At 69.1% G+C, this 13,657-nt stretch carries 11 protein-coding genes; 6 read left to right on the top strand and 5 right to left on the bottom strand.

The genetic code is table 11. From position 1 onward, the window contains the following. The first annotated feature begins 150 nt into the window (after positions 1–150). Positions 151–4,056, top strand: a complete 3,906-nt coding sequence (gene eccCa, locus BLW84_RS10565) for a type VII secretion protein EccCa (RefSeq protein ID WP_218157270.1) — start codon at positions 151–153, stop codon at positions 4,054–4,056. A 68-nt stretch (positions 4,057–4,124) separates the two neighbouring features. On the opposite strand, the gene BLW84_RS10560 is transcribed toward eccCa, so the two are convergent. Further along, positions 4,125–4,544: a DUF2000 domain-containing protein gene (locus BLW84_RS10560; RefSeq protein ID WP_093264272.1), complete on the bottom strand. Its 420-nt coding sequence runs from the start codon at positions 4,542–4,544 to the stop codon at positions 4,125–4,127. Further along, positions 4,545–5,540 (bottom strand): DMT family transporter, encoded by a 996-nt coding sequence (locus BLW84_RS10555; protein WP_093264270.1) that lies wholly within the window; start codon positions 5,538–5,540, stop codon positions 4,545–4,547. 110 nt (positions 5,541–5,650) lie between these two features. Here BLW84_RS10555 and BLW84_RS10550 point away from each other — a divergent pair, with 110 nt between their 5' ends. After that, positions 5,651–6,118 (top strand): Lrp/AsnC family transcriptional regulator, encoded by a 468-nt coding sequence (locus tag BLW84_RS10550; protein WP_093264378.1) that lies wholly within the window; start codon positions 5,651–5,653, stop codon positions 6,116–6,118. A 201-nt stretch (positions 6,119–6,319) separates the two neighbouring features. Next, positions 6,320–7,060, top strand: a complete 741-nt coding sequence (locus BLW84_RS10545) for a response regulator transcription factor (protein WP_342743134.1) — start codon at positions 6,320–6,322, stop codon at positions 7,058–7,060. Between the two features lie 6 nt (positions 7,061–7,066). Here the strand turns inward: BLW84_RS10545 and BLW84_RS10540 are convergent, their stop codons facing one another. Both BLW84_RS10540 and BLW84_RS10535 read right to left on the bottom strand, forming a co-directional pair. Next, positions 7,067–7,351 carry a DUF397 domain-containing protein gene (locus BLW84_RS10540; protein WP_093264264.1) on the bottom strand — a complete coding sequence of 95 codons (285 nt, stop codon included), beginning with the start codon at positions 7,349–7,351 and terminating at the stop codon, positions 7,067–7,069. Continuing rightward, entirely contained in the window at positions 7,348–8,190 is an 843-nt protein-coding gene (locus BLW84_RS10535) for a helix-turn-helix domain-containing protein (protein ID WP_143060912.1), read from the bottom strand. The genes BLW84_RS10540 and BLW84_RS10535 overlap by 4 nt, the downstream gene beginning before the upstream one ends. 114 nt (positions 8,191–8,304) lie before the next feature. Here BLW84_RS10535 and BLW84_RS10530 point away from each other — a divergent pair, with 114 nt between their 5' ends. Both BLW84_RS10530 and BLW84_RS10525 read left to right on the top strand, forming a co-directional pair. Then, positions 8,305–8,520, top strand: coding sequence for an HC3 family zinc finger protein (locus tag BLW84_RS10530; RefSeq protein ID WP_093264259.1), 216 nt, complete (start codon positions 8,305–8,307; stop codon positions 8,518–8,520). Between the two features lie 76 nt (positions 8,521–8,596). Then, positions 8,597–8,872 carry a hypothetical protein gene (locus BLW84_RS10525; RefSeq protein WP_093264256.1) on the top strand — a complete coding sequence of 92 codons (276 nt, stop codon included), beginning with the start codon at positions 8,597–8,599 and terminating at the stop codon, positions 8,870–8,872. A 199-nt stretch (positions 8,873–9,071) separates the two neighbouring features. Here the strand turns inward: BLW84_RS10525 and BLW84_RS10520 are convergent, their stop codons facing one another. Beyond that, positions 9,072–9,872 carry a sensor histidine kinase gene (locus BLW84_RS10520; protein WP_093264253.1) on the bottom strand — a complete coding sequence of 267 codons (801 nt, stop codon included), beginning with the start codon at positions 9,870–9,872 and terminating at the stop codon, positions 9,072–9,074. A 417-nt stretch (positions 9,873–10,289) separates the two neighbouring features. On the opposite strand from BLW84_RS10520, the gene BLW84_RS10515 reads away from it, so the two are divergent. Further along, positions 10,290–13,511, top strand: coding sequence for a right-handed parallel beta-helix repeat-containing protein (locus tag BLW84_RS10515; protein WP_093264251.1), 3,222 nt, complete (start codon positions 10,290–10,292; stop codon positions 13,509–13,511). Positions 13,512–13,657: the final 146 nt, after the last annotated feature.

Below are 13,657 nucleotides of genomic sequence, written 5' to 3'. Positions count from 1 at the left end.
TCGGTAATGGTGCTGTCGCCGATTTACGTGACCTGCGAATCCCGGTCGCCGGTGGAAGTCTTTCCCTGGTCGCAAGTTTTCCCGAGCGGGAAGGGAAATCGCGTGAGCGTCACGCTGTTCCGTCGCCCTGAGCGGCAATCGGGTCCACCGATGCCGACGGGCGAGCTCACCCTCCAAGAACCACCGGAGCTGCCCGAGAAGCAGAGCGGTTTCTCCGGGATGATCACCTATCTGCCGATGGCGCTGAGCTCGCTGGCGATGGTGATGATCTTCCTCCGCCCCGGCATGGGCGGCGGCGGCGAGATCATGTACTTCGCCATGGGCATGATGGTGCTGGCCGCGCTCGGCATGCTCGCGGCGAACTTCCTGCGCTCCGCCTCGGAACGCAAGCAGCAGGTGACCGGCGCCCGCCGCGACTACCTCCGCTACCTGGGCCAGATCCGCCGCCAGGTGCGCAAGACCGTTGTGGAGCAGCGCCACGCGCAGACCTGGCGGCACCCGGATCCGACCGCCGCGTGGTCGCTGGTCGGCACCACCCGGTTGTGGGAGGTGCGCCCCGAGCACCCGGACTTCGGCGAGGTCCGCATCGCGGTCGGCGAGCAGCAGCTCGGCACCCGGATCACGGAGATCAACACCAAGCCGATCGAAGACCTCGAACCGCTGTCCGCGCACGCGCTGCGCCGGTTCATCCGCGCTTACGGCACGGTGCCCGACCAGCCGGTGCCGCTCTACCTGCGCGCCTACGCCCGGGTGTTGCTGCGCGGCGATGCCGACGTCGCTCGCGCGATGGTCCGGTCGATGATCGCGCAGCTGGCGGTGCTGCACGCGCCGCAGGACCTGCGGATCGTGATCCTCGGCCGGGAGCTGGACCACTGGCAGTGGACGAAGTGGCTGCCGCACTGCCTGCACCCGACCGAGACCGACGGCGCGGGCCCGGTCCGGCTGGTCGCCGAAACCGCCGGCGAGCTGGAAGGCCTGCTCGGCGAGGAGATCGCCGGGCGGCCGTACTTCGAGCGCGACGCCCAGGTCGGGCAGGGCGAGCCGTACGTGCTGGTCGTCCTGGACGGCGCGCACACCGCGCCCAACAGCCGGCTGGCGACCAGCGGCTACCGCAACGTCACCGTCCTCGACCTCGGTGCCGCTCTGGACTGGCAGACCGATCCCCGCACCCTGCTCATGCACGTTTCCCCCGACAACGCCGAGCTGGTGCGAATCGGGCGGGCGGGCAAGGAAGACCACTCCCCGATCGGCCGACCGGATGCGCTCAGCACCCTCCGCGCCGAGTCCCTTGCCCGCCTGCTCTCCCCCTACCGGCTGGCCATCTCCACCGACACCACCGAGCCGCTGACCTCCGACTTCGAGCTGACCACCCTGCTCAACATCAGCGACCTGCACGGCTTCGACGTGGCCAAGCTGCAGGCCCAGCGGAAGTCGGGCAACGCCCGGCTGCGGGTGCCGATCGGCGTCACCGGCGACGGCACGCCGATCGAGCTGGACATCAAGGAGTCCGCGCAGGGCGGCCAGGGCCCGCACGGCATGCTCATCGGCGCCACCGGTTCCGGCAAGTCCGAGCTGCTGCGCACCCTCGTGCTGGCGCTCGCGCTGACGCACTCGTCGGAAACCCTGAACTTCGTGCTCGTCGACTTCAAGGGTGGCGCGACGTTCCTCGGCCTGGACGAGCTGCCGCACACCTCCGCGGTCATCACCAACCTCGCCGACGAGGCGGCGCTGGTGGAGCGCATGAAGGACGCCCTGCACGGCGAGCTGATCCGCCGCCAGGAGCTGCTGCGCAAGGCCGGGAACTTCAGCTCCGCCACCGAATACGAGAAGGCCCGTGCCGACGGCGCCGACCTGGATCCGCTGCCGACGCTGTTCGTGGTGGTCGACGAGTTCAGCGAGCTGCTGGCCGCGCACCGCGAGTTCATGGACCTGTTCGTGATGATCGGCAGACTCGGCCGAAGCCTCTCCGTGCACCTGCTGCTGGCCTCGCAGCGCCTCGACGAGGGCCGCATGCACCAGCTCGAATCGCACCTCTCCTACCGGATCGGTCTGCGGACCTTCTCGGCGATGGAAAGCCGTGGCGTGCTTGGTGTTCCGGACGCGCACCAACTGCCGTCGCAGCCCGGCGCCGGCTACCTGAAGACCGGTGTGGACAGTCTGACCCGGTTCAAGGCCGCCTACGTGTCGGGCACCTACCGGCAGGCCCGGCGGGAGGTCCGGCAGTCCGTGGTGGAGCGGCAGATCGTCCCGTTCAGCACCTCCTACATCCCGCCGCGCGAACTGCCGGTCGCCCACGAGCCCGAGGAGCAGAAGGACGAGGGCGGCGCATCGCTGCTGGAAACCGCCGTGCAGCGGCTGGCCGACGAGGGCGGCCGGCCCGCGCACACCGTGTGGCTGCCGCCGCTGGACGCGTCGCCGACGCTGGAGGAGATGCTGCCGCAGCTGACGATCGACCCGGCCCGCGGGCTGAACACGATCGACGCCGCGCAGCGCAACCTGCAGGTGCAGGTCGGCGTGATCGACCGCCCCTTCGAGCAGCGGCGCGAACCGCTGCTGGCCGACCTGTCCGCCGCGGGCGGGCACGTGTTCATCGCAGGCGGCCCGCAGAGCGGCAAGTCCACCCTGCTGGCCACCCTGATCACCGGGCTCGCGCTCACCCGCACCCCGCGCGAGGTGCAGTTCTACGGCCTGGACTTCGGCGGCGGCACGCTGTCGTCGCTGAGCGGGCTGCCGCACGTCGGCGGCGTCACCGGCCGGCTCGACACCGAGCGCATGATGCGCACCATCAACCAGGTCACCGCCGTGCTGGAGGACCGCGAACAGCGGTTCGCCCAGCTCGGCGTGGACTCGATGGCCACCTACCGGCGGCGGCGCGCGGCGGGCGAGCTCGCCGACGAGGAGTACGGCGACGTGTTCCTGGTGGTGGACGGCTGGGGCACGATCCGCCAGGACTTCATGGACCTGGTGCCGCAGTTCGCCCTGCTCGCCTCGCGCGGCCTGAACTACGGCATCCACCTGATCATCACCGCGACCCGCGCCGGCGAGGTCACCGGCGGCCTGCGCGACCAGCTCGGCACCCGGTTCGAGCTGCGGCTGGGCGACCCGGTGGAGTCGACGATCAACATGCGGGCCGCGGCGACGGTGCCGAAGATCCCCGGTCGCGGCCTGACCGAGGACCGGGCGCACTTCCTGGCCGGCCTGCCGCGCCTGGACGGCGCCGGCGACACCTCCGAGGGCACCCAGGAGCTGATCTCGACGATCGCATCGTCCTGGAACGGCCAGGCCGCGCCGCGGGTGAAGATGCTGCCGCCGGTCCTCGACGTCGCCGAACTCCCGGCGCCGCGCGGTCGGCTGCAGATCCCGCTGGGCCTGTCCGGCGACGACATCGAGCCGCTGTGGCACGACTTCACCGAGCACCCGCACCTGATCATCGCCGGTGACGACTCGACGGGTAAGACGAACCTGCTGCAGCACATCGCCCGCTCGATCACCGGGCAGTACACCCCGGACCAGGCCCGGATCACGCTGGTGGACTTCCGTCGCGAGCTGTTCGACACGGTGCCGGAGGAGTACCGGCTCGGCTATGCGGTGTCGAAGGACATCGTGCGGGAGGCGGTGGCGGGTTCGTCGCGGGCCATGCGGGAACGCGTGCCCGGCCCGGAGATCAGCCCGGCCCGGCTGAGCAAGCGGGACTGGTGGCACGGCCCGGAGCTGTTCTTCATCGTCGACGACTACGACATGGTGAGCACGGACCCGCACGACAACCCGTTCGTCCCGATCCTGGATTGCCTGGCGCAGGGGCACGAGATCGGCCTGCACGTGATCGTCGCGCGCAGCGCCAACGGCCTGGCCCGCACCTCCTACGACCCGCTGCTGCGCCGGATGCAGGAGGTGAACACGCCGGCGGTGCTGCTGTCCTGCCCGCCGTCGGAAGGCCCGGTCTTCCACGACGTGCGGCCGCAGAAGCTCCCGACGGGGCGGGCGCAATACATCACCCGCCGCAAGACGTCCCTGTTGCAGACGCCGCACCTGAAGAACCCGGCGCAAGGGCGGTGATTCGTGGGGCTCCCGATATCAGGGGTCGTTTCAGAATGGCGCCGCCCGGCTCACTGCGGGCGCCGGGGTCAGCGGAACAGCGGAAGCGCTCCGACCATCTTGTTGACGGGTTTGCGCGGGCCGTGCAGCCCGACGCCCACGCTGTTGAGGTCGGCGGTCGGGGTGGCAGACATCTTGTCGATGTACTCCTCGTAGGTCCGGCACCCCTGGGCCAGCGAGCTGAAGCTGACGAAGAACACGTCGTCGTGCGCCGCGGCGGCCTGCACGATGGCGTCGACCTGGTCCTGCGTGCCCTTCAGGATCGGCACGGGCACGTAGGCGATGCCGGGGTGGATCACCCCGGTGGCGTCCTTGACGTCCGAGCCGACCAGGCCGTCCACGCGGTGGCCCAGGGTCAGCGACAGCACGGCGGCAGCGTTGGCCCCCAGCCCGGTCGGCAGCTGGTCGCTGACCACGATCGCGCACTTGTAATCGGCTTTCTCAGCCATCTATCGCCCTTCCACCGGGGTTTCTTCCCGTTCCGTCCCGGCCTCCGCGCCGTCGCGCGAGTCGCGGTACAGCCCCAGCACGACGCCGAGGATGACCACCGCGCCGCCGACGACCTGGGTGCCGGCCAGGGTCTCGTCGGCCAGCAGCACCGCCCACCCCAGGCCTGCGACCGGGACGATGTTGAGCAGGTTGACCGCCACGCTGGGCACCAGCCCGCGCAGGCCGTAGTTGTACAGCAGGAACGCCACCACCGAGCACACGATCGCCAGGAACGCGATGCGCAGGGCGCCGCCGGGCGAGGGCACGGACCACCGGTCGATCTCGAACAGCGACAACACGACGAAGCCGCCCGCACCCGCCACCGTCTGGTAGTAGGTGACGACGATCGGCGAGGCCCCCGACTTGTTCCGCTGGGCGACCAGGTTGTACGCGGCCCACACGACACCGCCCAGGATCAGGATGACGTCGCCGAGCAGATGATCGGCCCCATGGTCGGTCGCGCCGTCGCGCACCACCAGCCACACGCCGCCGATGGCGACCAGCATGCCGACCAGTCGCACGACGGAGAAGCCGGCCCGACCGAGCAGCAGTTCCAGCACCAGCGTGATGATCGGGTAGGACGCCACGATCAGCGTGGCGTCGGTCGCGGAGGCCAAGTCGACACCGACGTTCTCCAGGGCGAAGTAGAGCGAAATGCCCAACAGCCCGGCGATCCCGATCGTGATCCGCTGGCGCGCGGTGGGCAGGCGCTTGTCCTGCTTGGCGTGCACCAGCACACCGAGTACCAAGGCCGCGAGGACGAACCGGAGCGCGCCGATGGTCATCGGCGGGATCTCGGCGAGGGCCACCTTGGTGACCGCGAACGAGCTGCTCCAGATCAGCGCCGCCGCGAGCACCGCCGCCACGGACAGGCCGAGGGCGCGCGACGGAACCCGGCGCGCGCCCGCAGAGGTGCCGGTGACGACTTCCACGGCAGTGTCGTCACGGAGAGTCATGGCGGCGACGGTAGCAGTATCTACGGCTTAAATATCCCAAATATGTGTTAGATTCATAGGTCGAGACGATTTACCGAATTTTGCTCGACTTATGGCTTTGAACGGTGACCATGGACGAACTTGATACGGCCTTGCTCACGCTCCTGCAGGAGGATGCGGGCCTGACGAACAAGGAGCTGGCCACGCGGCTGAACACCGCGCAGTCCACCTGTCTGGAACGGGTCCGCCGGCTGACCCGGCAGGGAGTCCTGCGCGGCCGGCGCGCGGAGGTCGACCTGCGCCGGATCGGTCGCCCGGTGCAGGCGATGGTCGCGGTGCGGCTGCGCCCCCCGAACCGCTCGGTGATCGAGTCGTTCACCAAGTTCGTGGAGACCTTGCCGGAGGTGTTGTCGGTGTTCGTCATGTCCGGTGACGACGACTTCCTGCTGCACATCGCCGTCACGGACAACGACCACCTCAACTCCTTCGTGCTCGACCGCCTCACCGAGCGGCGGGAGATCGTCAACGTGCGGACGTCCATCATCTTCAGCCACACCCAACGCACCGTCGTCCTGCCGTTCCCGCAAGACCCGTCATGAGTGGTCCGCAATCCGCCGCCGAGCAAGACCACCCGGACCCGCGCGCGCCTGGGTAAAACCGGAAATCTCCGGCCCGCTCGTACCAACGTCTCGGCATGGCGAAGATCGGGGGGCGATTCGGTTGCCCGTTCGGGCAGCGACGCTGGCCGCGCCGCGGACCGGATAGTCTTCGGCTCTGTCGGGATTGAGCGGAGGCGAGCGGTGAACAGCGGACCTTCCAGCGCGAGCCCGGGCGGAATGCGTCGGCACCGGGTGCTCGTGGTCGAGGACGATCCGATGATGGCCGAGGTCATCGCCAGCTACCTCAACCACGCCGGGATGCTGGTCGCGGTGGCCAGCGACGGCGTCATGGCGCTCGACGGCTTCGCCGCCTTCAACCCGGACCTGGTGATCCTGGACCGGATGCTGCCGCGCCTGGACGGCACGCACGTGTGCCGCAAGCTCCGCGAGCAGAGCTCGGTGCCGATCATCCTGGTCACGGCGCTCGGCGAGCAGGACGACCGGATCCACGGCCTCGAACTCGGCGCGGACGACTACGTCACCAAGCCCTTCAGCCCCCGCGAGCTGGTGCTGCGCGCCCAGGCGCTGCTGCGCCGCTCAGCGCCCGCGCAGCAGCAGCCGCCGGAACCGCCGTCCCACCTCCAGCGGATCGAGGACCTGACGTTCGACCCGACGACCCGCCAGGTCACCAAGGCGGGCAAACCACTGCGCTTCACCGGCCGGGAACGCGACCTGCTGGAGTTCTTCTTCGCGAACCCCGGAACGACGTTCCGCAAGGACGAGCTGATGCAGCGAGTCTGGCAATGGCAGGTGGGCGACTCGTCGATGGTGAGCGTCTACGTCCGCCGACTGCGCGAGAAGATCGAAACGGACCCGGCGAACCCAACGGTCCTGATCACGGTCTGGGGAGTCGGCTACCGCTTCGGCCCAACCCAGCCGTAGGGCGATCTACCGGCGACGAAGCCCGCCGACGAAAGCAGCCCACTGAGCCCGGGAGAACACCAGGGTGCCCCCGTCGCGGTCCTTCGTATCCCGAACCCCAACCAGGCCGGGGCCCGCCCCCACCTCGACGCAGTTGCCTTCGCCACCGCTGTAAGAAGACTTCCGCCAGCCAACCTCGACGCAGTTGCCCTGCGGGCCGCTGTAGCTGGACTTCGACCAGCCCACCTCCACGCAGTCCGCCTCGGCACCGCTGTAGCTGGACTTGCGCCAACCGCATAACTCGGTCGTCATGTCGCCTCGCTCTCGTACTGGTGCACGTACTTCCTCAGTATCTCGCGCGAGGTGCTCGGATCGGATGCCTGCTTTTCGAGTAATTGCACTGCTTCCGAGAAAAGTGCCACGTCGGTTGGCTCGTCGATGAACGCGCCCGAGCGGCGCGCCTCCAAGAAGATGACAGGGCGAGACTTGACGAAGTCGAAGCGTACGAACGTCCCGCTCAGGCCGGCATGCGCGCCGAGCACACAGGGGAGGCCGCGGACCGTCACGTTGGCCATCTCGCTAGCCGAGATGACCTGTCGAAGCTGCTCTGCCATGACATGGGGACCACCGATGGGCCTGAGGAACACTGTCTCGTCGATATAGGCGCACAGCTCGACAGGGTCCCGCTTGCTCAGAATTCCCTGGCGCATTTGACGAATCGACACCCGCTCTTCAAGCCCACTGTCACCGAGGCCGGAGGATTCCATGATTTGTCGGGTGTAAGCGCGAGTCTGCAACAAACCTGGGACCAGGTTTAGCGACACGTGTGTGATGCGCTTGGCTCGCTGCTCCGCGTCGATGAGCGCCGTGAGTTGTTGCGGCAGGTCCCTGCCGAGCTCCCACCAGGCCGGTTCGCGGATGTCGCGGGCCATCTTCAGCAGGCGTTCGCGGTCTTCGCCCTTCATCCCGAGGACGTCGAGCATCGCTTCGACGTTCTGCACCAGGATTCCGCGTCGCGCGGTTTCGATCCGGCTGATCTTCGCCTCGGACCAGCCCAGCACGCGAGCTAACTCCCGCGCGGTCAAGCCCGCAGCGTTGCGAGCGGCCCGAAGTTCCTTCGCCAGAGCGCGTGCCCGTGGGGTGTCCGACATGGGCACAGCTTACGAGCGCCCCACCACCCGTTTGATCTCGCTCTTTCGTGTAATTGATCACCTTGCCTGACATCAGGCAAACTTGCCTAAACCGTTCAAGAAAGCGAGGTCTTGATGTCCGACTACTTGACCTACGTCTGGCGCCCGGTCACGGGAGGCCGCCACGCTTTCCCCATCACAGCAACGAAAACCCCTGCCGGGAAGCCGGTGGTGGCGTTCTGCGGGGCAGAAGCGGACGCAGCGGAGCTGCACGATCGCTCCGAAGTGGACTGGATCCGCGAGGACACCTGCATGGACTGCTGGCGGCGGATCACCGCCGGGTGGTCGTGAGTGGTTGTGGCCGCTAGAGCAGCCACAACCACTCACGACCACTGACCAGCGGAAACATCAACAATAGGGAGAAACCATGTTCTGGATTCAGCTCAGCACGTTCGTCCTGTTCAACCTGCTGATCCTCGCCATGCTCACCACCCAGATCCCCGCACGAGCCATCGCCTTCGCGACAACGGGGCAGCACGCCGGAGGCGGCGAAGGCGCTTACACGGTCTGGCACCTCATAGCCGACATCGAATCCGAAACCCGAGAAGAACACGGCTCGGAATACGAACATCCCCGCATACCACCGGAATTCCCCACTACTGACCCAGACGAACCCACCGGGCGCCACCACTTGCGCCCGTAAAAGCTCGTGAGCGCTCACTCCGGTTCTTACCGGAGCCAGCACTCACGACACCCGAGCAGGGCCGGTGCGGTGACCTCCCCCAAACCCCACCCGCACCGGCCCACCCCGGTGACCGGGCGCGATGCCCCGACCCACGCGCCCGGTCACCGTTGACCTGACTTCGCGGGTCGTCGAGCACGCCCGGTCGCCCGCCGCTACATCACGAAATGCCCGCCGGGACGCGGGCGATGAAGCGGCAGCCGTCGGTGACCTGGTCGATCCGGACGTCTCCGCCGTGCGCCCGGATCAGGCCGCGGGTGATCGCCAGGCCGGCGTCGCCGGGGTCGACGGAACCTCCTAAGTCGGCGAGCCCTCCGCAGCCGTCGACCACGATCACCTCGATCTCGTCGCCCGACACCACCGCCGTCACCGTCACCGGCTCGCCCGGCGCCGTGTGCCGCACCGCGTGCATCACCAGGTTCGTCAGGGCCCGCGTCGTCACCGCGATGTCGACCAGCACCGGATCGATCGCGCTGTCCAGGCCGACGCCGTGCAGCCGCACTCCGCGCTCCAAGGCGACCGGCAGCGCCGTCGCCAGCGCCGAATCCAGCAGATCCGCCAGCCGCGTCGGCATCCGGTCCACCGGTGCCGCCTGGATCCGGGCCAGCTCGAAGAGGTCGCCGGTCACCCGGTTCAGCCGCTGCGCGCCGCCGACCAGGCTTTCCAGGTATCGCTCGGGTTCCTGCGCCACGCCGTCCTGCAGCGCTTCCGCCGCGGCGCGGATGGTGGCCAGCGGGGTGCGCAGCTCGTGGGAGATGGCGGTGATCAGCTCGCGCTGCGAGCGCCGCAGGTCGGCCCGGCCCTGCTCCGCTTCGATCAGCGCGTTGCTCGCGTCCGTGAGTTCTTGCCGCAGCCAGCGGAGTTCCGTCTGCGGGTAGCGGCGGGTCCAGCGGCCGAGCGCCCACCCGGCCGCACTCGACGCGAGGCACATCGCGACCAGCGCCTTGCTCACCCTGGCCACGTCTGGTCACCCCTGAGATCTGTTCCATCGGCGGCGGTGGCCGCTCGCGGTGCGGGTCGCGGCGTTCGCCGCTGCGGGTTCTCGTGGACCTGCCCGCGGGGTTCTCCGCGAGCGCGGTCCGTGCTGCTGTCGGGGTTTCCATGCCGGGTTCCCGCCACCCGCACCGCTGCGCAAGCCACTCTCGAAACAGTCCTTAAGTGCGTTCGCCCGGTCCGGGTGGGACGGCCGGCTCTCCGAATCGTCCGTTCCATTTAACCTCCCGGCAACCACGCTCCGGGAGTCCCATGAAAAGGGGTCGGCGGGCGACGTTGTTGGGACTAACGCTCGCGCACCGCGCAAGGCAGGCTGGGAACACCGTTTCAACGCAAAGCGGATTTAGCGGTCGTTGGATCCGCGCGGTCGATGGAGGAGAGTGGCGTGGCACGGCCTGTGCTTTCGGTCCGCCCGGAGGGGCCCGACGGTCATCGGACCATCACGGCGGCATTGGAGCAGGCCCGCCCGGGAGCGGTCATCTCGGTGCACCCCGGCCGCTACCAGGAGAACCTGGTGATCACCAAGGTCGTCACCATCACGGCCGCCGAGGGCTCGCGCACCGTGGAGCTGGCCCCGGTCCGCGGCAGCGCGGTGCGGGTGGTCTCCGAGGCCGTGCAGCTCAGCGGCCTGGTGCTACGCGGCCGCGACCCCGAACTGCCCACTGTGGACGTTCCGCGCGGCCAGGCCGCGATGGACGACTGCGAGGTCACCGGCTCGGCCTGGACCGCCGTGCTGGCCAGGGAATCCGGCTCGCTGGCGATGCGAGACTGCCGCGTCACCAACTCCTCCGGCGCCGGCATCGTCGACACCTCCGAGGCCGGCAGCGTCGTCGAGGACAGCGTGATCGAGCACCTCGGCAGCTCGGCGATCGTGATCAGCGATCGCGCCGCGCCGACGATCCGCCGCTGCGTGCTCCGCGACAGCCGCGGCAACGGGATCTGCGCGAACGCCGAATCCCGCGGCACCGTCGAGGACTGCCAGATCTCCCGCACCGACAAGCCCGCCATCGCGCTGGAAGGCGCCAGCAGCACCGCCATCAGCAACACCTCCGTCAAGGACGTGGCGATCGGCGCCTACCTGAACAGCACGGGCCGCCCGACGCTGCGGGACTGCTCGATCACCGGCACCCGGGAGCACGGCGTCGTGGTGCTCGGCGGCAGCGAACCGGTGCTGACCGGCTGCCGCGTCGGCCGCAGCAAGGCGCACGGCCTGCTGATCACCGACAAGGCCAAGGGCAGCTACGAACAACTGCGGGTGTTCGGCACCAAGCAGGCCGCCATCCACGTCGGCGAGTTAGCCGGGCCGGTCTTCCGCGAGACCACCGTGCACGACAGCGCGAAGGAAGGCGTGGTGCTCACCGACGAGTCGGTCGCGGAGTTCGACCGGCTCGAAGTGCGCGACGTCGAGGGCACCGGGATCAGCGTGGGCGCCGGGGCGAACCCGATGCTGCGCCGGGTCACCGTGCAGGAGGTCCGCGGCGACGGGATCTCGGTGTTCGGCGGCGGGCACGGCCGGATCGAGGAGTCCGAGATCGGCGACGTCGCCAAGGTCGGCCTGCGGATCGGCGAGGACGCCGACCCGTACGTCAGCGGCACCGTGATCCGGGCCGCCACCGGCGTGGCCGTGGAACCCGGCGGCACCGGCATGTTCCGGGACTGCGAGGTGCAGGACTGCACCGGCGACGGCGTGACGGTCGCCGACCACGCGGAACTGACCATGCTGCGCAGCAAGATCCGCAAGAACGACGGCCACGGCGTGCTGGTGAGCAACGGCGGCCGCGCCACGCTCGACGAGTGCGAGCTGGTCGACAACACCCGCGACGGCGTCCGCGTCGAGACGACCGAACCGGTCTCGGTGACCAACTGCACGGCCACCGGCAACGGCGGCTCGGGCGTCAACACCCCGAACAGCCCCGGCAGCAGCGGCGGCGGCGACCGGCTGGAGATCGAGAACCTGGACAGCCGCGACAACGCCAACACCACCGACACCGAGGCCGGGCCGCTGGTCGAGCTGGCCGCGCTCGTCGGCCTGGACGGGGTGAAGGAGCAGGTCACGACGCTGGTGAACCTGACGGAGATGGCCAAGCGCCGCGAGGCGGCCGGGCTGCCCGCGCTACCGATGAGCCGGCACCTGATCTTCGCCGGGCCGCCCGGCACCGGCAAGACGACCGTCGCCCGCCTCTACGGCGAGGTGCTCGCCTCGCTCGGCGCGCTGCGCAGCGGCCACCTGGTGGAGGTCGCGCGCGCCGACCTGGTCGCGCAGATCGTCGGCGGCACCGCGATCAAGACCACCGAGGCGTTCAACAAGGCGCTCGGCGGCGTGCTGTTCATCGACGAGGCGTACACGCTGAACGCGCAGGAGGGCGGCGGTGTCGACTTCGGCCGCGAGGCGGTCGACACGCTGGTGAAGCTGATGGAGGACCACCGCGACGACGTGGTGGTCATCGCGGCCGGATATTCCGAGCAGATGCAGGGATTCCTGGCCTCCAACCCGGGCCTGGCGTCGCGCTTCAACCGCACCATCGAGTTCGAGAACTACTCGGTGCCCGAGCTGGTGACCATCGTCGAGCGGATGTGCGGGGCGCACAGCTACAAGCTCGGCGAAGGCGCCCGCGAAGCCCTCGAACAGCACTTCGGGCGGATGCACCGCGGCGCCGACTTCGGCAACGGCCGCGCCGCCCGCAAGCTCTTCGAGGAGATGATCGACCGGCAGGCCGTCCGGCTGGCTGCGCTGCCGGACGCCGGCGGCCCGGAGCTGTCCCGAATGCTGCCCGAAGACGTGGGCGTCGAGCCGGAACCCCCGGCGGATGACAAGCCGTCGGCGCTGACCAGGCTGCGCGAGATGATCGGCATCGGCTCGGTGAAGTCGGCGGTGGAAGACCTGGTCAACCTGCTGGAGGCGAACAAGCGGCGGGCCGCGGCGGGCCTACCGACGCCGAAGATCAGCAACCACCTGGTTTTCGCCGGGCCGCCCGGCACCGGCAAGACCACGGTGGCCCGGCTCTACGGCGAGGTGCTGGCCGGGCTGGACGTGCTGCCGACCGGCCAGCTGGTGGAGGTCGCGCGAGCCGACCTGGTCGGCAAGTACATCGGGCACACCGCCCAGCTCACCCGCGAGGCGTTCGAGCGGGCGCGCGGCGGCGTGCTGTTCATCGACGAGGCGTACACGCTGACGTCCTCGGGCGGCAACGACTTCGGCCGCGAAGCGATCGACACGCTGGTGAAGCTGATGGAGGACCACCGCGACGAGGTGGTGGTGATCGTCGCGGGCTACCCGGCGGAGATGCAGGACTTCCTGGACTCGAACCCGGGCCTGGGCTCGCGGTTCTCCCGCCACGTGCAGTTCGAGGACTACACGGCATCGGAGCTGGTCAGCATCTTCGAGCGCACGGCGGAGACCAACGGCTACGAGTGCGACGAAGTCGTCCGAGCGGCGCTGCTCGACCACTTCGAGCAGGTGCCGCGAGACCGGAACTTCGGCAACGCCCGCTACGCCCGCCAGCTCCTGGAGTCGACGATGACCCGCCAAGCGGGCCGCATCAGCAGCCTGCAGTCGCCGACCCTCGAAGACCTCCGGAACCTCCAACCCTCCGACCTCCCCCTATAACCCACGCAGGGGCGAGACAACGCGCCAGGCCTACATTTCCGCAGGTGGAGACCCGTGAGTGTTTTGTGCTGCCATAGCAACACAAAACACTCACGGGCCCCAACCAGGCAAAACGCAATTCACCGCACGGCCGGTCGAGCTTCAGG

Source organism: Saccharopolyspora shandongensis (assembly GCF_900106995.1).
Lineage (GTDB): Bacteria > Actinomycetota > Actinomycetes > Mycobacteriales > Pseudonocardiaceae > Saccharopolyspora > Saccharopolyspora shandongensis.
The sequence above is the reverse complement of the archived record's forward strand: the minus strand, read 5'-3'. Positions and strand labels throughout refer to the sequence as shown.